The 23,320-nt window shown below is 55.8% G+C and carries 18 protein-coding genes and 2 tRNA genes; 11 read left to right on the top strand and 9 right to left on the bottom strand.

All coding sequences use genetic code 11. The features are described from left to right. Nucleotides 1-159 precede the first annotated feature (159 nt). Nucleotides 160-222 carry a membrane protein YoeI gene (gene yoeI / locus ACW9E7_RS12615; RefSeq protein WP_111966150.1) on the top strand — a complete coding sequence of 21 codons (63 nt, stop codon included), beginning with the start codon at nt 160-162 and terminating at the stop codon, nt 220-222. After that, on the top strand, nt 212-1,570 hold the full coding sequence (plaP, locus tag ACW9E7_RS12610; protein WP_023312362.1) for a putrescine/proton symporter PlaP: 1,359 nt from the start codon (nt 212-214) through the stop codon (nt 1,568-1,570). The genes yoeI and plaP overlap by 11 nt, the downstream gene beginning before the upstream one ends. Before the next feature lie 123 nt (nt 1,571-1,693). On the opposite strand, the gene sbcB is transcribed toward plaP, so the two are convergent. Continuing rightward, the gene (gene sbcB, locus ACW9E7_RS12605) at nt 1,694-3,130 is read right to left on the bottom strand and encodes an exodeoxyribonuclease I (RefSeq protein ID WP_414146661.1); all 1,437 of its coding nucleotides are present in this window, start codon (nt 3,128-3,130) and stop codon (nt 1,694-1,696) included. Between the two features lie 198 nt (nt 3,131-3,328). Here sbcB and dacD point away from each other — a divergent pair, with 198 nt between their 5' ends. The 4 genes from dacD to ACW9E7_RS12585 all read left to right on the top strand — a co-directional run bounded on the left by dacD (nt 3,329) and on the right by ACW9E7_RS12585 (nt 6,733). Next, complete coding sequence (gene dacD / locus ACW9E7_RS12600; RefSeq protein ID WP_458727856.1) at nt 3,329-4,495, top strand: serine-type D-Ala-D-Ala carboxypeptidase DacD; 1,167 nt, start codon at nt 3,329-3,331, stop codon at nt 4,493-4,495. 119 nt (nt 4,496-4,614) lie between these two features. Continuing rightward, entirely contained in the window at nt 4,615-5,088 is a 474-nt protein-coding gene (gene sbmC / locus ACW9E7_RS12595; RefSeq protein ID WP_458727855.1) for a DNA gyrase inhibitor SbmC, read from the top strand. 92 nt (nt 5,089-5,180) lie between these two features. Continuing rightward, nucleotides 5,181-6,239 (top strand): FUSC family protein, encoded by a 1,059-nt coding sequence (locus ACW9E7_RS12590; RefSeq protein WP_458727854.1) that lies wholly within the window; start codon nt 5,181-5,183, stop codon nt 6,237-6,239. A 158-nt stretch (nt 6,240-6,397) separates the two neighbouring features. After that, nucleotides 6,398-6,733, top strand: a complete 336-nt coding sequence (locus tag ACW9E7_RS12585) for a DUF496 family protein (RefSeq protein WP_008499467.1) — start codon at nt 6,398-6,400, stop codon at nt 6,731-6,733. Between the two features lie 48 nt (nt 6,734-6,781). Here ACW9E7_RS12585 and ACW9E7_RS12580 read toward each other — a convergent pair whose 3' ends face one another. After that, nucleotides 6,782-7,117, bottom strand: a complete 336-nt coding sequence (locus tag ACW9E7_RS12580) for a gamma-glutamylcyclotransferase family protein (RefSeq protein ID WP_115875766.1) — start codon at nt 7,115-7,117, stop codon at nt 6,782-6,784. Nucleotides 7,118-7,170: 53 nt separating this feature from the next. After that, nucleotides 7,171-7,246 (bottom strand) — tRNA-Asn (locus ACW9E7_RS12575). A gap of 161 nt (nt 7,247-7,407) precedes the next feature. Between ACW9E7_RS12575 and emmdR the strand changes: the two genes are divergently transcribed. Beyond that, entirely contained in the window at nt 7,408-8,862 is a 1,455-nt protein-coding gene (gene emmdR / locus ACW9E7_RS12570; protein ID WP_127731578.1) for a multidrug efflux MATE transporter EmmdR, read from the top strand. Nucleotides 8,863-8,965: 103 nt separating this feature from the next. Continuing rightward, nucleotides 8,966-9,041, top strand: a tRNA-Asn gene (locus tag ACW9E7_RS12565). Nucleotides 9,042-9,177: 136 nt separating this feature from the next. Here the strand turns inward: ACW9E7_RS12565 and ACW9E7_RS12560 are convergent. From ACW9E7_RS12560 to shiA, 3 genes are all read right to left on the bottom strand, one after another. Continuing rightward, the gene (locus tag ACW9E7_RS12560) at nt 9,178-10,950 is read right to left on the bottom strand and encodes an aminopeptidase P family protein (protein WP_458727853.1); all 1,773 of its coding nucleotides are present in this window, start codon (nt 10,948-10,950) and stop codon (nt 9,178-9,180) included. 18 nt (nt 10,951-10,968) lie between these two features. Next, on the bottom strand, nt 10,969-12,423 hold the full coding sequence (locus ACW9E7_RS12555; RefSeq protein ID WP_111966061.1) for an AMP nucleosidase: 1,455 nt from the start codon (nt 12,421-12,423) through the stop codon (nt 10,969-10,971). Between the two features lie 73 nt (nt 12,424-12,496). Beyond that, complete coding sequence (shiA, locus tag ACW9E7_RS12550; protein WP_458727852.1) at nt 12,497-13,810, bottom strand: shikimate transporter; 1,314 nt, start codon at nt 13,808-13,810, stop codon at nt 12,497-12,499. Between the two features lie 253 nt (nt 13,811-14,063). On the opposite strand from shiA, the gene pagP reads away from it, so the two are divergent. Then, nucleotides 14,064-14,639, top strand: coding sequence for a lipid IV(A) palmitoyltransferase PagP (pagP, locus tag ACW9E7_RS12545; protein WP_045403108.1), 576 nt, complete (start codon nt 14,064-14,066; stop codon nt 14,637-14,639). Here pagP and ACW9E7_RS12540 read toward each other — a convergent pair. The 3 genes from ACW9E7_RS12540 to ACW9E7_RS12530 are packed head-to-tail and all read right to left on the bottom strand — an operon-like array spanning nt 14,636 to nt 19,745. Then, a complete protein-coding gene (locus tag ACW9E7_RS12540; protein ID WP_271369717.1) occupies nt 14,636-15,601 on the bottom strand; it encodes an acyltransferase in 966 nt (321 codons plus the stop codon). The genes pagP and ACW9E7_RS12540 overlap by 4 nt on opposite strands. Then, the gene (locus tag ACW9E7_RS12535; protein ID WP_458727851.1) at nt 15,598-18,660 is read right to left on the bottom strand and encodes an efflux RND transporter permease subunit; all 3,063 of its coding nucleotides are present in this window, start codon (nt 18,658-18,660) and stop codon (nt 15,598-15,600) included. Before ACW9E7_RS12535 ends, ACW9E7_RS12540 begins: the two co-directional genes overlap by 4 nt. Next, complete coding sequence (locus ACW9E7_RS12530; protein ID WP_455507970.1) at nt 18,660-19,745, bottom strand: efflux RND transporter periplasmic adaptor subunit; 1,086 nt, start codon at nt 19,743-19,745, stop codon at nt 18,660-18,662. Before ACW9E7_RS12530 ends, ACW9E7_RS12535 begins: the two co-directional genes overlap by 1 nt. Nucleotides 19,746-20,141: 396 nt before the next feature. Here ACW9E7_RS12530 and ACW9E7_RS12525 point away from each other — a divergent pair, with 396 nt between their 5' ends. After that, nucleotides 20,142-20,573: a universal stress protein gene (locus ACW9E7_RS12525; RefSeq protein WP_458727850.1), complete on the top strand. Its 432-nt coding sequence runs from the start codon at nt 20,142-20,144 to the stop codon at nt 20,571-20,573. Nucleotides 20,574-20,620: 47 nt separating this feature from the next. Further along, entirely contained in the window at nt 20,621-23,314 is a 2,694-nt protein-coding gene (locus ACW9E7_RS12520) for a cation-transporting P-type ATPase (RefSeq protein WP_458727849.1), read from the top strand. Nucleotides 23,315-23,320: the final 6 nt, after the last annotated feature.

Here is a 23,320-nt window from a genome sequence, read left to right as displayed (position 1 = left end):
AATGCCGCCGCTGCAACCAAATGAATAATCGACGATATAAAAGGCGTCGGTTATTTTTTTTTGCATGTACGAAACGAAACTAAAAACCAAGAGGCCGGGCTTCGTACCGGATAGATATTTACTAAAATCCGACAGTTGTTGTCGCTGAGGAAGAAACAAATGGGGCAATTTTTCGCTTACGTGGCGGTTATCACCTTAAAGGAGAATAACTATGTCGCATAACGCAACTCCAAACACCTCTCGCGTGGAATTACGTAAAACGCTTACGTTGATTCCGGTTGTTATGATGGGCCTGGCCTATATGCAACCGATGACGCTGTTCGATACATTCGGTATCGTATCAGGCCTCACAGACGGTCATGTGCCGACGGCTTACGGCTTCGCGCTGATTGCGATCCTCTTTACCGCGCTGAGCTACGGTAAGCTGGTTCGCCGCTATCCGTCTGCCGGTTCCGCCTACACTTATGCACAGAAATCCATCAGCCCGACGGTTGGCTTTATGGTGGGCTGGTCTTCGCTGCTCGACTACCTGTTCGCGCCGATGATCAACATTCTGCTGGCAAAAATCTATTTTGAAGCGCTGGTGCCATCGATTCCATCCTGGATGTTCGTCGTGGCGCTGGTGGCCTTTATGACTGCCTTCAACCTGCGCAGCATTAAGTCTGTTGCCAACTTTAACTCCGTTATCGTTGTGCTTCAGGTTGTCCTGATTGCCGTTATTCTTGGCATGGTGATCTATGGCGTGTTCCACGGCGAAGGCGCTGGTACGCTGGCGAGCAGCAAACCGTTCTGGTCTGGTGATGCGCATGTGATCCCGATGATTACCGGGGCAACCATTCTGTGCTTCTCCTTTACCGGTTTTGACGGGATCAGCAACCTGTCTGAAGAAACGAAGGATGCAGAGCGCGTGATCCCGCGTGCCATCTTCCTGACGGCGCTGATTGGCGGTCTGATCTTTATTTTCTCGACCTATTTCCTGCAGCTGTACTTCCCGGATATCTCTCGCTTCAAGGATCCGGATGCGTCTCAGCCAGAAATCATGCTGTATGTGGCGGGTAAAGCGTTCCAGGTTGGCGCGCTGATCTTCTCCACCATCACCGTACTGGCATCCGGTATGGCCGCGCATGCAGGCGTTGCGCGTCTGATGTACGTAATGGGCCGCGATGGCGTATTCCCGAAAAGTTTCTTCGGCTACGTGCATCCAACCTGGCGTACCCCGGCGATGAACATTATCCTGGTCGGTGCGATCGCGCTTCTGGCGATTAACTTTGACCTGGTGATGGCAACGGCGCTGATTAACTTCGGTGCGCTGGTGGCGTTTACCTTTGTTAACCTGTCGGTTATCTCTCAGTTCTGGATCCGTGAAAAGCGTAACAAAACGCTGAAAGATCACTTCCAGTATCTGTTTCTGCCGATGTGTGGTGCCCTGACCGTGGGCGCGCTGTGGGTTAACCTGGAAGAGAGCTCGATGGTGCTTGGCCTGATTTGGGCGGGTATCGGCCTGATTTACCTGGCCTGCGTTACGAAGAGCTTCCGTAACCCGGTTCCGCAGTACGAAGACGTCGCGTAAGACTGTGTCGGGTGGCGGTTACGCCTTACCCGACCTACATAACCCGTAAGCCCGCGTAAGCGCAGCGCCGCAGGGCAAAAAAAAACCGGAGACCATCGCCTCCGGTTTTTTTATTTCTGACTTTCAGACTATCTCTTGCGCGTACTGGAACAGGGATTTCAACAGTGCCTGTTTCTCAGCATTCCCTTCATACTGGCCATAAAGCATTTCCAGCTCCTGAGCATAGCTGTGCAGATACTCTGGGGTAAATACGTTGCGACGGTGCTGCAGCCAGCGTTCCTGCTCTGCTTCATCCAGGGTTCCCGGGTAATTACGCGCGCGGTAATTAAACATCAGCTTTTCGATGCGCTTATCGGCGAAGGTGATATCAAGCGCCGGTAAGTTACGCGGCTCGGTTTGCAGAACGATATTCATGGCCGCGCGATCGGCATCGCTGAAGAAGCCGTTATAGAGCTGGGCATCCACGTTTTCAGACGGCACGAATGGTTCCGCCTCGGCAAAGATAGCAACCACTTTCTCGCGCACCTGCGGGTTTTCGCGCAGCACTTTCAGGTTATCGAGGCAGTGCTGACGGTTGATGCCCAGCCTGTCTGCATCTTCCGGGCGCAGCGTGTTCGCCTGAGCGAGTACCGGACATTTATTTATATGCACCAGTTTGACCGGCACCGCGGGCAGATCGCCGAGTTCATTTTTTGGCGTGTACAAACGTTCGCGCAGGGTATCGCTGTCGAGCTCCAGCAGGGGTGAAATATCGCCCGCCAGGTCCACCATGATGACCGCATTACGGTTGTCCGGATGCCACGCCAGCGGGGCAACCCAGCTGGTATTGCCGCGCCATGCACCAAACATGCCGGAAATATGCACCAGCGGCTTCATCTGCGGTACGTCGATAAGGGTCATAAGCTTCTGCTTGCTGCGATGGCTTAGCAGATACTCAAACAGCCGGGGCTGTGCGCTTTTCACCAGCTTCGCCATGGCAATGGTGGCATAGACGTCCGCCATCGCGTCGTGGGCGTTGCTGTGCTCGATACCGTTGGCGCGCGTCAGGTGTTCCAGCCGGAAGCTGGTCAGCCCTTCCTCATTTTCCGGCCAGTTAATGCCTTCAGGACGCAGGGCGTAGCAGGCGCGCATGATGTCGAGCAAATCCCAGCGTGAATTGCGGTTCTGCCAGCTCCAGGCATAGGGATCGTAGAAGTTGCGATAAAAGATATTGCGCGTCACTTCGTCATCGAAGCGGATGTTGTTGTAACCGACCACGCAGGTATTGGGGACGGTAAACAGATCGTGGATGCGTCGGGCGAATTCTGCCTCGTTAACGCCTTTCTCCCGCGCTTCCTGAGGGGTGATGCCGGTAACCATGACCGCGCCGGGCTGCGGCAGGTAGTCATCCGCAGGCTTGCAGTAAAAGACCTCGGGCTCGCCAATAATGTTGAATTCGTCGTCGGTACGGATGGCGGCAAACTGCGCCGGTCGGTCCAGCGCCGGGTGAGTGCCAAAGGTTTCGTAGTCGTGGAACAAAAAAGTCGGGCGAGCGGCAGAGTCAGACACCAGTAATACCATCCTGTTAAAAAATGACGTCACTATGGTAAACGATCGCGCGGGTCAGACCGAATAAAAAGCACCGCCGCGTGGCAAATTTGCGCGCCAGCTTCAGAGAAAAATCTGCGCTCTGTCACATTTTATTGCAATTAAGCCAGGTAACGACATCAGAACTCCCGTAAAAAGGTCATCGATTTTTACTGACCTGAGGATATACCGTTGAAACGCCGTCTGTTTATTGCTGTTTCTTTACTCGCTTCGAGTGTCTCATCTGCTTTTGCGGCCGAACCACTGGATTTTTCGCCGCAGCCTCCGGCCATTCAGGCTGGCTCCTGGGTGCTGATGGACTACACGACTGGTCAGATTTTAACGGCGGGCAACGAACATCAACAACGTAATCCGGCGAGCCTGACCAAGCTGATGACGGGCTATGTGGTTGATCGGGCCATTGATAGCCACCGCATTACGCCGGACGACATTGTCACCGTAGGGCGTGACGCGTGGGCAAAAGGTAACCCGGTTTTTGACGGCTCGTCGCTGATGTTCCTGAAAGAGGGCGATCGCGTCTCCGTGCGCGATCTGAGCCGCGGCCTGATAGTCGATTCCGGCAACGACGCCTGCGTGGCGCTGGCCGATCACGTGGCGGGCGGGCAGCCGCAGTTCGTGAAAATGATGAACGACTACGTGCAGAAGCTGAACCTGCGCGATACGCATTTTGAAACCGTCCACGGGCTGGACGCGCCGGGCCAGCACAGCTCCGCCTATGACCTGGCCGTACTCTCCCGGGCCATCATCCACGGCGAGCCTGAGTTTTACCATATGTACAGCGAAAAGAGCCTGACCTGGAACGGGATCACCCAGCAAAACCGTAACGGCCTGCTGTGGGATAAAACCATGAACGTGGACGGCCTTAAAACGGGGCATACCTCGGGGGCTGGCTTTAACCTGATTGCGTCTGCCGTAGACGGCCAGCGCCGTTTAATCGCTGTGGTGATGGGGGCGGACAGCCCGAAAGGGCGCGAAGACCAGGCCCGGAAACTGCTGCACTGGGGACAGCAGAATTTCGATACGGTGCAGATCCTGCATAGCGGTAAAAAAGTAGGGACGGAGCGCATCTGGTACGGCGATAAGGAGCAGGTGAAGCTGGGCACCGACCAGGACTTCTGGTTGGCCTTGCCGAAAGCGGAGGTTCCCAACATCAAAGCCAAATACGTGCTGGATAAAAAAGAGCTGGAAGCGCCGATTGCCTCTCATCAGCGGGTCGGGGAGATTCAGCTCTACGATCGCGACAAGGTGGTAGCCCACTGGCCGCTGGTAACGCTGGAAGCCGTTGATAAAGGCGGTCTGTTCTCCCGTCTGAGCGATTATCTGCACCATACGCTCTAACGGCAGATGAGCAGACTGGCAGGGTTGCGAGTCTGCTCACATAATAAACACTCCTCGTTTGCTGATAATGATAATCCAGTTTTATAGTGTATAAATATACAGTAATAAATGGAGGCAGCATGGACTACAGCATTAAGCAGCAACAGAAACGTAAGATTGCCGGTTTTCATTTGGTTGGACCGTGGGAACACACGGTAAAACAGGGCTTTGAACAGCTGGTCATGTGGGTTGACGGGCGTCACATTGAGCCGCTGGAGTGGGTGGCGGTATACTACGATAATCCCGATGAGGTCCCGCCAGAAAAACTGCGCTGTGATACGGCCGTTACGGTACCGGACGATTTCGTTATTCCGGAAAACAGCGAAGGCGTCATGATGACGGAAATCGCGGCCGGTGATTATGCCGTGGCGACGGCACGCGTGGAAAACTATGACTTTGCCACGCCGTGGTATCAGTTCTTCAATTCCCTGCTGCAGGACAATAAGTACCAGATGGCGCTTAAGCCCTGCTTCGAGCGCTATCTCAATGACGGCAATGCGGACGGCTACTGGGATATCGAAATGTATATCGCGGTAGAGCATAAAACGGTTTAAGCCTGCTAAATGAAGGGTTTTTCAGCCGGGATCGATCCGCCCGGCTGAAAACACAGTACAATTGTGGTTTGCCGTGTAGCTGGAGAGCGGGTGTGCGTCCCGACAAATCATTAACTCCTTTTGAAATTCGGTTGTATAAACATTACCGCGTGGTGCACGGGTGTCGCATCGCGCTGGCTTTCGTATTGACGTTTGTACTGGTCCGTTTGCTGGACGTTCCGGAAGGGACGTGGCCGCTGATCACGCTGGTGGTGGTGATGGGGCCCATCTCGTTTTGGGGGAACGTGGTCCCGCGCGCCTTTGAACGAATTGGCGGGACTGTTCTTGGCTCGGCCCTGGGTCTTATTGCGCTGAAGCTGGAGCTCATCTCATTTCCGGTGATGCTGGCATGGTGCGGTGCCGCTATGTTCCTCTGCGGCTGGCTGGCGTTGGGCAAAAAGCCCTATCAGGCGCTGCTGATTGGTATTACTCTCGCGGTGGTTGTCGGGGCGCCCGCCGGGGATATGACCACGGCGCTGTGGCGAAGCGGGGATGTCATCCTGGGGTCACTGCTGGCCATGCTCTTCACAGGTATATGGCCGCAGCGGGCTTTTCTGCACTGGCGTATTCAGATGGCGAACTACGTTACTGCCTTTAACCGCGTTTATCAGGCCGGTTTTTCCCCTAATCTGGTCGAGCGCCCGCGGCTGGAAAAGCACCTGCAAACCATCCTTAACGACGTGGTTAAAATGCGCGGCCTGATCGCGCCCGCCAGCAAAGAAACCCGCATTCAAAAATCGATTTTCGAAGCTATCCAGACGGTAAGCCGCAACCTGGTCTGCATGCTTGAATTGCAAATCAACGCCCACTGGGCTTCGCGTCCCAGCCATCTGTTGATGCTTAATGCGCAGACCCTCAAAGAGACTCAGCAGATGACGCAGCAAACGCTGTTGACCATCGCCCATGCGCTTTATGAAGGCAACCCGCAGCCGATACTGGCCAACAGCGAGCGACTGAATGAGATCGTCGCGGAGCTGAAGCAGTTAATCAATGAACGCCAGAGCGATAACGTGGCGGAAACGCCTATTCATGGCTACGTCTGGCTGAGCATGGAACTGGCGCGGCAGCTTGAGCTGTTATCGCACCTTATTTGCCGGGCGCTGCGCAAATAAAAGGCGTATGTGACGGCTGCTGCTTCGATTCAGCAGCAATTGGGGTTATGATAGCTTTAAACGATATACTCATTGTCATTCGCAGCCGCTGTCAGTAAGGTTATTGTTACAACGGTTGCCTTAACGAATCCGACTCTCACATTATCAGGGGTGTAAAAATGGAAACTACCAAGCCTTCGTTCCAGGATGTTCTGGAATTCGTCCGCCTGTTCCGCCGCAAAAACAAACTGCAGCGTGAAATCCAGGACGTTGAGAAGAAGATCCGTGACAACCAGAAACGTGTTCTGCTGCTCGACAACCTGAGCGACTACATCAAGCCAGGCATGAGCGTTGAAGCTATCCAGGGCATCATCGCCAGCATGAAGAGCGACTATGAAGACCGCGTTGATGACTACATCATCAAAAACGCAGAGCTGTCCAAAGAGCGTCGCGACATCTCCAAGAAGCTGAAAGTGATGGGCGAAATCAAAAACGGCGAAGCAAAAAGCGAGTAATCGCAGCGGATTGTGAAAAAGGCTCTCTGGTGACAGAGAGCCTTTTTTTTATGACTCAGAACGCGGCTGCAGCTGATAAATCCAGGCCTGAACCTGCTTGCCTTCAGAGGTGGTCACTGCGACCTCAATCCGGTCATAGCCGTCTTCAAATTCATCCAGCATTTGCCAGTGTGCGGCAAGGTTATCAGAGATAAACAGATAGCCTTCGACGCGGGGACCATCAGGGTGGAGCACGATCCCCGGGAAGTCCGCCGCAGCACCCCAGCCGCGTTCGTAAAACGTGCCGGATACGGAACCGGCCAGCCATTCGCCGCCGATGTTCTCAAGAATATGCGCATTAGAGTGGCCCGGGCGCAGCGTGCCGTAGACAAACAGAGCGTTCATTTTCCCTCATCCGCAAAGCAAAAAGCCTGCTTTAAAAGCAGGCTTTTTAAATTTGGCTCCTCTGACTGGACTCGAACCAGTGACATACGGATTAACAGTCCGCCGTTCTACCGACTGAACTACAGAGGAATCGTTGTGGAGGCTTATCTTAGCGGCGAAAAAAGTTTTGTCAAACCTGATCTTAGGGAAAATCGACCGATTGCTGATTCTGTCGTCAGTTTGTTGTAAATCCACACATCTTTTTCTGGAAAATACTTTGCAGGATTAGCATTTGTCCCCCATCATTTGAAATGGAGTTTCAACTTTTTTCGCTAAGGTCCATTTTGAACGTCACTGCCTCCTTACGCCAGGCGATAACGCGCACGCCATGGTATGCAAAACGTAAAAGCTATCGTGTCCTGTTCTGGCGTGAAATCACCCCTCTTGCTGTGCCTATCTTCCTGGAAAATACCTGCGTTCTGCTGATGGGGGTTCTGAGCACCTTTCTGGTGAGCTGGCTGGGTAAAGAGGCGATGGCTGGGGTTGGGCTGGCGGACAGCTTTAACATGGTGGTGATCTCGTTCTTTGCCGCCATAGACCTCGGGACGACGGTGGTGGTGGCCTTTAGCCTCGGCAAGCTGGATCCCAAACGTGCACGCGAGGCGGCCCGCCAGTCGCTGATGATCATGACCATTTTTTCGATCGTCCTGGCGGCGGTGATCCACTATTTTGGTAAAGAGATTATCGACTTTGTCGCCGGGGAGGCCACGAACGAGGTTAAAGACCTGGCGCTGACCTACCTGGAGATGACCGTCATAAGCTATCCGGCAGCGGCCATTGCCCTTATTGGCAGCGGCGCGCTGCGCGGGGCGGGCAACACCAAAATTCCGCTACTGATCAACGGCGGGATGAATATCCTCAATATCATTATCAGCAGCGTGCTGATCTACGGCGTGTTCTCGTGGGACGGGCTGGGCTTCGTCGGTGCCGGACTGGGTTTAACCATTTCACGCTATATCGGTGCGGCAGCCATCATCGGGGTACTGATGGCGGGGATCACCCCCTCGCTGCGCCTCACGCTGAAAAGCTATTTCCGCCCCTTTAATTTCGCCATTATCTGGGAAGTGATGGGGATCGGTATTCCTGCGAGCATTGAATCTGTGCTGTTTAACGGCGGGAAATTGCTGACGCAGATGTTTGTCGCCGGGATGGGCACCGACGTGATCGCCGGTAACTTTATCGCTTTTTCCATCGCCTCGCTGATTAACCTGCCGGGTAACGCGCTGGGGTCGGCATCGACCATCATCACCGGTAAACGGCTCGGGAAAGGGCAGATAGGCCAGGCGGAGCGGCAGCTGCGGCATGTTTTCTGGCTGTCGACCATTGGACTGACGCTGATCGCCTGGGGAACTGCGCCCTTTGCCGGGCTGATGGCCTCGTTTTATACCCACGAAGACGACGTTAAAGAGGTCGTTAAGATCCTCATCTGGCTCAACGCGGCCTTTATGCCCATCTGGGCGGCCTCATGGGTATTGCCCGCCGGGCTGAAGGGGGCGCGCGACGCCCGATTTGCGATGTGGGTTTCGATGCTCGGCATGTGGGGATGTCGCGTTGTGGCGGGGTATACGCTCGGGGTTATGCTCGGATGGGGAGTGGTCGGCGTCTGGCTGGGGATGTTCCTCGACTGGGCCGTACGTGGGGCGCTGTTCTACTGGCGGATGGTCAGCGGGCGCTGGCTGTGGAAATATCCGCGGAAAAATGCCTGACAATTGCGCGAAGTGGAGAATAATTCGGCAAACGATCGGAAATATGCATTCTGCCTTTGACATCCCGGGGGAGCATCGATAATATGCGCCCCGTTCACACGATTCCTCTGTAGTTCAGTCGGTAGAACGGCGGACTGTTAATCCGTATGTCACTGGTTCGAGTCCAGTCAGAGGAGCCAAATTTGAAAAGCCTGCTTTTAAAGCAGGCTTTTTGCTTTTCTGCGCCGGATAAAATTGTCGGGTGGCGGCTTCGCCTTACCCGACCTACGGGACTGTAGGCCCGGCAAGCGCAGCGCCACCGGGCAACAAACCGAACTACTGTTTGACGCGAACCGGCGCCGTCGCCTCTACCAGCCACGGACGCGCATCGCTGTTCACCAGCGGTGACAGCGCCTCACGGACCTGCTGGTGGTACGCATCCAGCCACTGTTTTTCCTGCTCGCTCAACAGTCCCAGCTCGACCTGGCTTAAATCAATAGGGATCAGCGTCAGAGATTCAAACCTGCAGAATCCCGGGCGGCTCTCCACAATCTCCACCTGGTTTTCAATACGAATACCGTGGCTATCGCCCAGATAGTAGCCCGGCTCGATAGTCATGATATTTCCCGCCACCAGCGGCCACGGGTTGACCTTTTTGGCGATGCGATGCGGGTTCTCATGGATCAGCAGCTGGTGCCCCACGCCGTGCCCCGTACCGTGATCGTAATCCAGCCCCATCTCCCACAGCGGGCGACGCGCAAACGCATCCAGCTGATGTCCCTGAGTCCCGGAAGGGAACTGCAGGGTAATCAGCGACAGGAAGCCTCTCAGCACGGCGGTGTAGTGCAGGCGCTGCTCCGGGGCGACTTTACCCCATGCCAGCGTGCGCGTGGCGTCAGTGGTGCCATTAGCGTACTGACCGCCGGAATCGTTCAGGTAAAAATGGTCATGGCCGATAGGCTTATTGCTGGCCTCGCTCGAATGATAGTGGCACATCGCCGCATTGCTCGAAGAGGCGGAGATGGTCGCAAAACTCTGCTCGATAAACCCCGGCTGCTGTTTACGGAACGCAAGCTGCTGTGCCTGGACTTCCAGCTCGGTGAGCGGATTTCCTGCCGCCTCGCGAAGCGGCACTTCGCGGCTCAGCCAGGCGAGGAAGTTGACCCACGCGGCACCGTCCTGGTAATGACACTCGCGATAGCCTGCCAGTTCTACCGGGTTTTTGGTGGCTTTCATCAGGGTGATAGGGTCCGTCCGCCATACAATTTCTCCGCGTGGTTCAATGGCGAAGCGCAGGGCAACCGGCGCGGAATCGGCATCCACCATCACCCGTTTGCCTTCAGCAATCTGCTGGCAGCGTTCGACAAAGGCCTTCTGTGGCGCAATGGTGAACGCACTGCGGACGTATTCAGGCAGGGCGCCGAGCTTGTTGTCGTTAACAAACCACTCAACGTGACCGTCACGTCCAAGAAGGGCAAAGGAGAGCGGTACCGGGCTGTATGGGATATCCGCGCCACGAACGTTTAACAGCCAGGCGATATTATCCGGCAGGGTAACGGCGAGATAATCGGCATGGTTTGCAGCCAGCACGGCGGCAACGCGCTGACGTTTGTCTTCGCTGCTTTCACCGCTTATCGCAACCGGCATTTCACGGATAAGCCCCGCCGGTGCGGCAGGGCGATCGGTCCATAAGGCGTCAAACGGTGACGCGTTCAGCGGCACGAGCGCGCACTGTGTGGCAGACAGCTGCGTAAACTCGGTATTCGTCATCAGCATTGGGTCAAAACCGATGCGAGTGCCCGCCTCGACGTTTGCCGTCAGCCAGTCTGCCAGCGGCTCGTTGTGCAGGTGGTGAATTTCAATCTCGTCCAGATTCACCTGAACGCGGGCCTGGACCTGATAGCGCCCGTCAACGAACAGCAGCGCTTTATCCTTCAGTACCAGCGCGACGCCGGCAGAGCCGTCAAAGCCCGTCAGCCAGGCCAGCTTTTCGTCGTACGGCGCGCAGTATTCGCTCTGCCATGCATCCGCGCGCGGGACGATCATCCCGTCGAGATGGCTGGCCTCAAGCCAGTGGCGCAGGGCAGAGAGCGGTGATGTGCTGGACATTGTTTTTCCTTATCGTTATTAGCGGAACGGCGGCTCGTTGAAGGTGCGCAGCTTGCGCGAATGCAGTCTGTCACCTTCCGCCCGAAGCAGGTCGATGGCGCGAATGCCGATTTGCAGATGCTCTGAGATAGCCCCTTCATAGAAACGGTTGGCCTGGCCGGGCAGCTTAATTTCGCCGTGCAGCGGCTTATCGGAAACGCACAGCAGCGTGCCGTACGGAACGCGGAAGCGATATCCCTGCGCGGCGATGGTGGCGCTCTCCATATCGATCGCCACCGCGCGGCTCAGGTTGAAGCGCAGCGCGGAGGCTGAGTAACGCAGCTCCCAGTTGCGATCATCCGTCGTGACGACCGTACCGGTGCGCAGGCGCTGTTTGACCTCTTCACCCGGCATGCCGCTCACCTCTTTGGTGGCGTCGTACAGCGCGCGCTGCACTTCGGCGATGCTCGGGATTGGGATATCCGGCGGCAGCACGGCATCAAGCACGTGGTCATCACGCAGATAGGCGTGGGCCAGCACGTAGTCGCCAATCAGCTGGCTTTCACGCAGGCCGCCGCAGTGACCAATCATCAGCCACACGTCCGGGCGCAGTACCGCCAGATGGTCACAGATGGTTTTGGCGTTTGACGGGCCGACGCCGATGTTGATCAGCGTAATGCCCTGACCGTCGGCGGTGATAAGGTGCCAGGCGGGCATCTGGTGTTTTTTCCACGCCAGATCGGAGATAGCCTGCTCGGGCGCTTCGGTCTCCGCGGTAATCCAGATCCCACCCGCGCAGGAGAGCGCGATATACGGGCTTTCAGGGTCGAGGATCTGGCTGCAGCCCCATCGGACAAACTCATCAACGTAGCGGGTGTAGTTGGTAAAGAGCACGAACGGCTGGAAATGTTCGACTGGCGTACCGGTGTAGTGGCGCAGGCGCGCCAGGGAGAAATCGACCCGGCGGGCGTCAAAGTGCGACAGAGGAGAAAATTCGGCCGGGTGATAAATCCCGTCTGCCGTTTCATCGCCAATCTGCGAAAGCTCGGTGGTCGGGAAGTGGCGGGTCAGCCCCGCGCTCATGGAGCGGTCAAGAGTTAACGCCGAACCGTCAATCACGTACGGATAAGGGATCTCATGCTGCGAGGGCTCAACGGAAATGTGCGCGCCGTAATCCTGATACAACAGCGTAAGCTGTTCTTCAAGATACGGGCGGAACAGCGCAGGGCGGGTGACGGTGGTGCTGTAGCAGCCGGAGTGGGTAAAGCGCGCGTAGGCGCGGGTTTTGGGATTACTGCTGGCGCTGCCGTCCCAGGTCACAGAGAGCGATGGATAAACAAAAAGGCCCTCGGTTCTGGCCTTTTGGTCGGGGAGTTTCCCTGTTTCGATGTATTCGCTGATGGCGCTGCGCAGCGCGTTGACGGACTGTTCATACAGCGCGTCGAGTTTTTCCAGCGCCTGAGCCGGGGTCAGGCTGGAGCCCTTATTATTCATCTCTGTCTCCTTGTTCCACAGGTGTGCGACTCTACCCGATAGTATGTCACACGCCTGTGAAACAAAAGTGAGATCAGCGGTGGCTCGTCTCTTTCATCAGCAGCGCCGTTGCCGCCGACAGCAGGCAACCGGCCAGAAGATAAATCGCCACGCTGTGCCAGTTGCCGCCGGAGAAGGTCACCAGCGCAGCGGCAATAAACGGCGTAAACCCGCCGCCAACCACGCTTGCGACCTGGTAGCCCACGCCCGCGCCGCTGTAGCGGTAGCTGGCGCCGAACAGCTCGGTAAACATCGGCTGCTGCACGCAGACCACCATATCGTGAGCGATGTTCGCGAGCATGATGGCAAAGAAAACAATCCAGAAAACAGACTGCGCCTCCAGCGCCATAAAGAACGGCCAGGCGCTGAAGGTCCCAATCAGCGCGCCGGTGATGTAAACGCGACGGCGACCAAACCTGTCCGCCAGCCAGGCGAAGCAGGGGATAGTCAGGCAGCTGATCCCGCCGACCAGCAGGCCAATATTGAGGAACAGTTCACGGGGCAGGCCGAGATTCTGCGTCGAGTAGTTCAGGGCAAAGGCGGTGACGATATACATCGTCAGCAGCTCGCACAGGCGCAGGGCGATAATTTTCAGAAAAGCACCAGGGTGCCGGACAAGGGCTTCCATGACAGGAAGTCTTTTGTTAGCGGCCGGTTTTTCCTGCTGCTTTTCGAACTCTGCCGACTCCTCCATTCCGTTACGGATCCACAGCGCGGCAATGACCAGCACGATGCTGAAGATGAACGGAATGCGCCAGCCCCAGCTCAGGAACTGCTCGTCGGTGGTGAGCTGGCTGATGAGCGACACCAGCCCTGTGGAAAGCAACAGCCCTACGCCGTACCCGACCTGCACGCCGCTGCTGTAAAACGCTTTCTTATTTTTTGGCGCGCTCTCAACGGATAGCAGCGCCGCGCCGCCCCATTCGCCCCCCACGGCAAAGCCCTGAATAGCGCGTAATGTCACCAGCAGCACCGGTGCCCACCAGCCAATGGCGGAAAACGAAGGGAGAATGCCAATCAGCGCGGTGGCGATCCCCATCATCCAGACGGTGAGCATCAGCATGCGCTTGCGGCCGAGACGGTCGCCGAAGTGGCCGAAGATCACACCCCCCAGCGGGCGAAACAGAAAGCCAACGCCGAAGGTAGCAAACGCGGCGAGCGTGCCCATCGCAGGGCTGACCTGGGGGAAGAATTCGCGGTTAAACACCAGCGCGGCGGTAATGCCGTAAAGCAGAAAATCATACCAGTCGACGACGGCACCCGCGAAGCTGCCGAGTGCGGCGCGGCGGGCACGATTGAGCGAAGGGGTCTCCTCGTTGGGACGATCGGAGATGAGGGTGGAGTCCATAGTTGTCCTGTCCGTACTAATTTTTAATTATTGGTATAAGAAAAGGTCACTCACATTGCGCCGTCATATAAACGGAACCTATGAGACTACCGCGACAAAACGCCCGAGAAAACGTTTTTATCTTTCCTGAAGGTGCTGAATAAATAAATTTCATCTTCGCCTGCAGCGAGATAATTGTGTCTTCTGGCTCCGTTACAGGCTGAATGGTTTACAGTAATAGTGACCGCGCGTGAGTTAAGCTGAGGGAATAACGATGCAACGCACCTTTTCGGCATTCTGGATGATTCTGTTTTTATTCGTCGCACCGCTTCATGCGGAGCCCAACGTCTATGGTGAACAGCGTATCAGCGGCTGGTGGAACGCGCTGACGGACGATATTTCGCAAACCTGGGAGCAGCCTCAACGTTACGATCTGTACCTGCCGTTTCTGAGCTGGCACGCTCGCTTTATGTACGACAAAGAAAAAACCGATAAGTACAACGAAATGCCGTGGGGCGGTGGCCTGGGCGTTTCCCGCTATAACGAAGAGGGCAACTGGAGCGCGCTTTTCGCGATGATGTTCAAGGACTCGCACAACGAATGGCAGCCCGCGATGGGCTATGGCTGGGAGAAGGGCTGGTATCTGGATAATGCCAAAGATTTCCGCCTTGGGCTCGGTGCTGCAGCGGGCATCACGGCGCGAGATGATTTTGCAAACTATGTCCCGCTACCGTTCATTTTCCCGTTGTTCTCTGCCGGCTACAAGCGCGTTACCGTCCAGTTCACCTATATTCCTGGAACCTATAACAACGGCAACGTGCTTTTTGCCTGGCTGCGCTTAGGCTTTTAAAGGGTGATCACCTTTTTTGCCACGGCGTTAGACAATACCAGCATGGAAAAGAGAACAGAGGTGACGAACGTAAGCACAATCAGCGCCAGCTTCATTCCGAGAGAGGTCACCGGTATCAGCGCCGTCAGCAGATGAAACACCGAGTAGTGCACAATATACACGCCGGTCATCGTTTTGCTGATGGCGGCAAGAATGGACTCCTTGAATTCAGCATTGCGGCGAAAGCGCACGCCGTTCGCCGCAATCACCAGGGCAATAATCAGGATGTAGATCTGCGAGCCGGTGAGAATAAAGGCGTTTCTGTCGGCCTTAAACAGGGCAAAAAAGAAGTGGCGCTCGTAAAACCAGGTGAAGAGATAGATAAACGGGATGGCGATAACCGCCGTCCTGACTACATTTTTGCGGCTTATCCACTCGGCGATTTTAGGGTCGCAGAAAAGTTGCCCCGTCAGATAAAACAGCAGCCACGTCCACAGCCGATACTGCGGTGAAAGAGAAAGGACGTGCGTTTCAGGATAAAGCGCCGATAGCAGATCGTATCCGTAGGAAAAGAACAGCAGGGCAGCAATCGTGCCGCTGAGCAGCGATCTCCGCTGGCTAAGCCACTCCACCACCGGGTGGAAGGTGTAAATTACGACAAAGGCGAACACGAACCAGGGCTGGATTAAATACCCGCGCTGATAAGGCTCCCACAGGTAGTAGATCGTTATCCAGAACAGAAAAACAATCACCAGGCTTTTAATTTTACCCAGCTGCCAGCGCGTGCCGTGCCGGGATTGTCCGTCGAGATAGCCCGACACCACAAAAAACAGCGGCGTGGCGATGGTCGAGATAAAGGTTAAAAACCCCAGGATCCAGTGATAGTCATAATCATAATGATCCCAGGTGTTGTAGATGGTAAAGAAGGTCACCGCCGTCATACAGCCCAGCGTCTTGATAATGTTCAGCCCTGTCGCATTCATTGTTGTTTGGCTTCGTCCTTACGATGGAAACACGCGTAGATCACGGGGAGTACCAGCAGCGTCAGGATTGTAGCAAACCCCAGTCCAAACATAATCACAACGGCCATGCTCTGGAAGAAAACATCCAGCAGTAGCGGAGCCAGGCCAAGTACGGTAGTGAACGCGGTGAGCAGGATAGGGCGCAGGCGCGAGGTGGCGGCATAAACGATCGCGCTGTGCTGATCCTTTTGCATTTTCTGCTGTTCAATCTCTTCCACCAGCACGATGCCGTTGCGGATGAGCATTCCGCTCAGGCTCAGCAGACCTATCAGCGCCATAAAGCCAAAGGGAATGCCGGTAATTAAAAATCCTGGCGTGACGCCAATCAGCGCAAGCGGTACGGTCAGCCAGATTGCGACGGCATTTTTTACAGAGCTGAACATCAGCACCGTAATGACAAACATCACCAGATACCCGAGGGGCAGCGTTGTGAATAGTCCTTGCTGCGCTTCGCTGGAGTTTTCCGCATCGCCTCCCCACTCGATGCTGTAGCCGTGTGGCAGGGTAAGGGCATCCACCTGCGGCTTCACGCGGGCGAGAATATCGCCGGAGGTTTGCTGGCTCAGCGGGTCCGGGTCCGTCTGAACCGTCAGTACCCGCGAGCGGTCGCGTCGAAGGATGAGCGGATCTTCCCACTCCAGCGAGAAGCTGCTGACGACGTTACTCAGCGGGATATACTGCTGCCGCGCCTGGCTCCACACCAGCACGTTGTTCAGGTGACTGGCATCCAGCCTTTCACTTTCCGGGGGCCTCACCACCACGGGCAGCAGGTCGCTGCCTTCCCGATACAACCCCGCCCGGCTGCCGGAGAAATTCATTTCCAGCGCGTTGTCGACGTCCTGCTTATCCACGCCAAGCTCGCGTCCCAGCGCGGCGACGTACTGCGGACGGATCACTTTGCTGCGGTTTTGCCAGTCGTTTCGGACGCTCCCCGTGGCCGGGTCGCGCGCCAGAATATCGTCCACCTGGCTGGCAATCAGGCGCAGCCTGTCAGGATCCGGGCCTTTGATACGCACTTCAATGGCGCTGTCGCCGGAGGGACCAAACATCACCCGCTTCGTGCTGGCGTTGACCTGCGGGTAGTTTCGCGCGATGTACTCATCCACGTAGCGCGTCAGAGCGGCGATGTTGCGCTGGTCATCCATGCGCACCATGATCTGCGCGTAGTTGCTGTACTGCCGCTGTCCGCTGTAGGTCAGAATAAAGCGCATGCTCCCCTGACCGATGGTAGAGACGGTGGTTTCCACGCCGGGCTGGCCCGTGATGGTTTTCTCAATATCACCGGTCATTTTCTCGGTCCATTTGATATCGGTCCCGTAGGGTAACCACAGGTCGACAAAGAAAATCGGCGTGTTGGACGACGGGAAAAAGTTTTGCCGCACCGCGCCAAACCCCCAGACAGACGCGGCCAGCAGGGCGGCCATCACTACCAGCGTCGGTGCCTTATGGTGCAGCAGCGTGTTAAGCAGGCGCTGGTAGAGGCGGTAGAGACGTTTGTCGTAAGGATCTGACTCGTCGGCGTTGTCCGGCGCGCTGTCGTTTTTAAACAACCACCACTTAATCAGCACCGGGGTGAGGGTGAGCGCCGAGAACCAGCTCAGCATCAGGGAAATCAGCAGCACCTGGAAAAGGGATTTACAGTATTCCCCGGTGGAATCCTGCGACAGCCCGATAGGCGCAAAAGCCAGGATGGCGATCACCGTCGCCCCCAGCAGCGGCAGGGCGGAGCGGCGGATGATATTATTAACGGCGGTTAACAGCGGTGAGCCCTGCTGCCGGGCAATCAACACCCCTTCGACAATCACGATGGCGTTATCCACCAGCATGCTGAGGGCGATAATCAGCGCCCCGAGCGAGATCCGCTGCAGCTCAATGCCACAGAGATACATAATCAGCAGCGTGCCCAGCACGTTAAGGGCCAGAGAAACCGCGATGATTATCCCGCTGCGCACCCCCATAAAGATCAGCAGCACGCCGATGACGATCGCCAGCGCCATCAGGAAGTTAATAATAAAACCGTTAACAGAGTGGCCCACTTCGGCTGCCTGATCGTAAAACAGGTCTATCTGTATGCCTGCCGGTTTTTCCGCCGACATCTGGTTTAGCTTCGCCTCCAGCGCGTGGCCCACGTCGATCACATTCACGCCGGGAATAAACGAGACGCCCATGGTGACGGCTTTTTTGCCGTTGGCATGGTAGATACTGGCCGGCGATTCGTTTAGCCCGCGCGACAGCGTGGCGATGTCCCGCAGACGCGTCGCCGCCCCGGTGCCGGAAGGCGTGATGATAAGATCCGCCAGTTCATCAAGATTCTCGAATTCACCGGTCGGGTGCAGACGAATGGATTCGCTGCCGGAGGTGATTTCTCCGGCGCTGGAAACGACGTTAAGTCTGCTGAGCAGAGCGGAAAGCTGGTTCAGCGTAATGCCGCGCGCGGCCATTTTGGTCAGAGAGATATCGATGTTGACCTGCTGGCTAATGGCCCCGCCGATGGCGACCTTCGCAACCCCGGGAACCAGAATTAACTCGCGGCGCAGCTGTTCCGCATATCTCACCAGTTCAGGATTACTGAATTCATCCCCGGAAATGGCGAAGAAGAAGCCGAATACGTCGCCGAAATCGTCATTTACAAAGGGCGTGACGACGCCGGGCGGGAACTGACGCGAGGCGTCGCCCACGCGGCGGCGCAGTTCATCCCAAATCTGCGGCAGTTCGTTCGAGTGATAGCGTGACGCAATGTTAACGGTGATTTGCGACAGACCGTTTGAAGAGATGGAGCTCACGTTGTCCAGATAAGGCAGCTGCTGGAGGGCATTCTCCAGCGGAAGCGTCACCTCTTCTTCAACCTGCTGAGCGGATGCGCCGGGGTAGTGGGTGACCACCACTGCGGTTTTGATGGTAAAAGCGGGGTCTTCCAGCCTGCCGATATTTAACAGGGCGAAAATACCCCCGATGCCCAGCAGCAGAATCGTTAGCCAGACGCGTACGGGGTTATTAATAAATTGACGAGAAATATCCATTACAGTCCCCGTTCACGCGTCCAGATACGCACCGGCTGGTTAGCATGGAGTTCCCCAACGCCTGCGGCCACCACGCGTTCGCCCGCTTTAAGCCCGCTGACGATCGTCACGCCTTCGCTACTCACTTGACCTACGCTGACCTTGCGGTCTTCAAGATGGAGCGCGTCGCCTTCTCCTGCCACGACCCAGACGTGCGGCTCATTGCGCGGGCTGTTGTCTGGATTAAAGACGGCCTCAACCGGTACGACCAGCGCCTGAGCGCCTGCGCCAGCAGGGAGGTTGGTTAAATTGATGGTCACCGTACCGCTTACGCCACCGACGGCGGGAAAATCATCTGGTCGCGGCATGGTCAGTATCACCTGCCAGGTCAGGGTATTGCTGTCGCTGCTGCCCGAGTGCTCTTTGTAGACGGCGGTAAATTCCCGATCCGGAATGGCGTTAATTCTTACCACGGGGCGATACTGCGCGTTGCGGATATCAAAGGTCTTAAACAGGTTCTCAGGAATACTAAACACAACGTCCAGCAGGTCGGTGCGGGTTAACGTCGCGATGGGCTGACCGGCTGACACCACCTGATGGTTTCGGACATGTACGCTGGCCACCGTTCCGCTAAAGGGGGCGACGAGCGTCATCTGATTCAACTCTTCTCGGGCAATTTGTAGCGCCGCATTCGCTGAATCACGGTTCGCGCGCTGCACGTCCATTTCTGCTTTCGAAATCGCCTGGCGGCCCGCCAGCGTCTGGAAGCGATCGAATTGCCTCTGGGCCAGCGTCGCCGCCGTTTGTCTGTCGTTAACCCGCTGCTGGGCTTCACGGGCGTTCAGTCTGGCAAGCTGTTGTCCCTGTTTAACGGCTGCGCCCTGACGTACATCGAGCGCTTCAATTTGGCCTGCGCGCTTGAAGGAAAGGTCTGTAGCATCGCCCGATTCAATGCGGGCGGGGAAAACGCGCTGCTGGGCGTGACCGGGAACCGTCACCTCCGCCACTTTTACCATCCTGGGCAGGGGGGACGCTTGCTTGGGTTTCGGGTCGCACGCCGTGAGCGTTAACAAAACGAACGGTAAAAGAGAGAGGTAGCGGTTCACTGTATTCCCCTAATAAAAAACTGTTTTATTTATTCCATAACCTGGACAGGGGTGACACTATTCAGCCAGAACAGTGACGACCATATAGGTAAATAAACCAATCGCCGTGCTGGCGATAATAGCAAGCGCGATAAACATACCCAGGCGGATCAGGCTTAAACCATACATAAATTCCTCCATGAGCCGGAAGCGGTGGCTGACTATGAGCATAGTCTGCGAAAAGATAAATGTTAAATAACCATTATCAGTGGGCAAGCGCTAAACCTGATATTCCTGTGCTACGTTTAATATCATCCATCTCTTTTTACCGTAACTGGCATTAAGGGCAACCCCCTGCATTTAATGCGATTTTTTGCTTCATTCACTCTCGTGTTGGTTATAAAAAGGATGCTCGATATGTATAAAAACATTCTCGTTCCGGTGGATGTCTACGAGACAAGCCTGGCGGATAAAGCGTTGCAGCATGCACAGTTTCTGGCGCAAAGCGCATCGGGTGACATTCATTTGCTGCACGTCATGCCCAAATTTTCAGCCGAACTGACGCGCGGTTTTATTTCAGATGCGCGCAAGATGGATGAATATATGATTAATAATTCGAAAGAAAAACTGTCTGACCTGGTCAAAAAATTGAATCTGCCGGAAGATCGTGTCCATCTCCATGTTCGTAGCGGAAATGTTCGTGATGAGGTTATTAAGCTGGCGGATGAACTTGCTGCTGGCGCGATTATTGTCGGCTCTCGAAATCCCAATGTTCAAACCCATTTGTTAGGTTCGGAGGCGGCAAGTATTGTCCGTTACGCCCATGTTCCTGTTTTCGTTATTCGTTAATTACATGAAAGCAAGGTGATTTCTGAATAGAACCTGAGGAAGGAACGATGAAAACAGGAAAACCTGAACGTCCGTATTATCAACAAACCGTTGACGAAACCCTGTCGAATATCCACTCCACTCTGGAAGGACTTAGCGGCACTGAGGCATCAGCCCGACTTCAGCAGCATGGTGAGAATGCGTTGCCGCAAAAAAAGGGCAAACCCGCCTGGCTGCGCTTCCTTGCGCATTTTAACGATGTATTGATTTACGTTCTGCTGGTGGCCGCGTTGCTTAAGCTCTTTATGGGCCACTGGGTAGACATGTTTGTGATCCTTGGGGTTGCCATCATTAACGCCCTGATTGGCCATATCCAGGAGAGCAATGCTGAAAAATCGTTGCAGAGTATTCGCAATATGCTCTCCAGCGAAGCCGTGGTGGTACGACAGGGGAATCATGAAACGATCCCCACCACGGCGCTGGTCCCGGGAGATATCGTGGTGATCCGTGCCGGGGATCGTATCCCTGCGGATCTGCGCGTCATTGAAGCGCATAACCTTCGCGTGGAGGAGGCCATCCTGACCGGCGAATCCACCGTTGTTGAGAAAAACAGCGATGCGTTAAGCGGGGAACGGCCGTTAGGTGACCGGTATAATCTGCTCTACTCAGGCACCACCGTTAGCTCCGGCGGCGGTAAAGGCGTGGTGGTGGCAACCGGGGGCGAGACCGAGCTTGGCCACATCAATCAGATGATGTCCGACATTGAAAAGCACCGCACGCCGCTGATGGTGCAGATGGATAAGCTCGGTAAAACCATCTTTATTACTATCCTGGTGATGATGGTGGCGCTGTTTGTCTTTAGCCTCCTGTTCCGGGATATGCCGGTTTCTGAACTGGTGCTGTCGCTTATCAGCCTCGCCGTTGCCGCCGTGCCGGAAGGCCTGCCGGCCATCATTTCCATCATCCTTTCGCTTGGCGTACAGGCCATGGCGCGACGCAAGGCCATCATTCGCAAGCTGCCTACGGTGGAAACGCTGGGCGCAATGACGGTCATCTGCTCGGATAAAACCGGCACCCTGACGATGAATGAAATGACGGTCAAAGCGGTGATTACCGCTGACACGACCTATCGCGTGGAGGGCGACAGCTACGAACCGGTGGGGAATATTCACCCCGTAGATGACCCGACGCCCGTCAGCGTGACGCAGGGTTCCCTGCTGGAACGCTACCTGCGTACAATCGACCTCTGCAATGACAGCCAGCTGATCAAAGACGAGCAGGGGCTGTGGAAAATCACCGGCGGTCCGACCGAGGGCGCGCTGAAGGTGCTGGCGGCGAAAATTCCGCTTCCACCGCTTGATACCGAAATGCGCAGTAAAATCCCGTTTGATTCGCAGTATAAATACATGTCCACCCTGTACCGGCTGGGCGAAGAAGAGGCGATTTTAATCACCGGCGCGCCGGACGTCCTGTTCCGCCTCTGCCAGTACCAGCAGACGAATGACGGACTGCAGCCTTTCGATCAGCCTTACTGGGAAGGGAAGATTGAAGAGTATGCCCGGGAAGGGTTGCGTATGGTGGCTGCGGCCTGGAAACCTGCCCGCGAGGGACAGCGCGAGCTGGATCACCCGGACCTACATGATGGCGTGATCCTGCTGGGTATTGCAGGAATGATGGATCCGCCGCGTCCGGAGGCCATAACCGCGATTGCCGACTGTCTGCAGGCCGGGATCCGCGTGAAAATGATCACCGGCGACCACCCGCAAACGGCCATGAGCATTGGGCAAATGTTGGGGATTGGTAACGCCGCAAGCGCTATCACCGGACGCGAGCTGGAGGCAATGGACGATCGTCAGCTGAGCGACGCCGCGCAGCAGTACGATATTTTCGCCCGAACCAGCCCGGAGGATAAATTCCGCCTCGTGCAGGCCCTGCAAAGTAAACAGGAAGTGGTGGGCATGACCGGGGATGGCGTAAATGATGCCCCGGCGCTCAAGCGGGCGGATGTGGGTATCGCCATGGGGATTAAGGGGACGGAAGTCACCAAGGAAGCCGCCGACATGGTGTTAACGGATGACAACTTTGCCACCATTGCCAGTGCGGTGCACGAGGGACGTCGGGTTTACGATAACCTGAAAAAAACCATTCTGTTCGTTATCCCGAGCAACATCGCGCAGGCCCTGCTGATCATCATCGCGCTGCTGGCGGGGAACCTGATCCCGCTCACCCCGGTCCTTATCCTGTGGATGAACATGGCGACGTCGGCAACGCTGTCGTTTGGCCTGGCGTTTGAAGCGGGTGAGAAGGACATCATGAACCGCCCACCGCGTAAGGCGAATCTGCATGTGATGGATGGCTATGCCATCTGGCGCGTGGTGTTTGTCGGTCTGATGATTGCCATTAGCGCCTTCGTGCTGGAAGCGTGGCTACAGCCGCGCGGCTATTCGGCGGAATTTATCCGTACCGTGCTGCTGCAAACCCTGGTGACCGCGCAGTGGTTCTACATGCTTAACTGCCGCGTTAATGATGGCTTCTCGCTGAGCAAAGGCCTGCTGGCGAATAAAGGGATTTGGATCGTGAGCGGCGTACTGCTGGCGCTACAGCTTCTTATCATCTACGCACCGTTCATGCAGATGCTGTTTGGCACCGAAGCGCTGCCGTTCCGCTACTGGGTCATCACCTTGCTGATTGGTTTTGTGATGTTCCTTATTGTCGAGGCGGAGAAAGTGCTGACGCGCAGGTGGCGCAAAACCGAAGCGTAATAGCGT

Source organism: Enterobacter sp. H2G27, from assembly GCF_054403075.1.
Note: the sequence above shows the minus strand (reverse complement) of the source record. Positions and strands in the feature narration are given on the sequence as shown.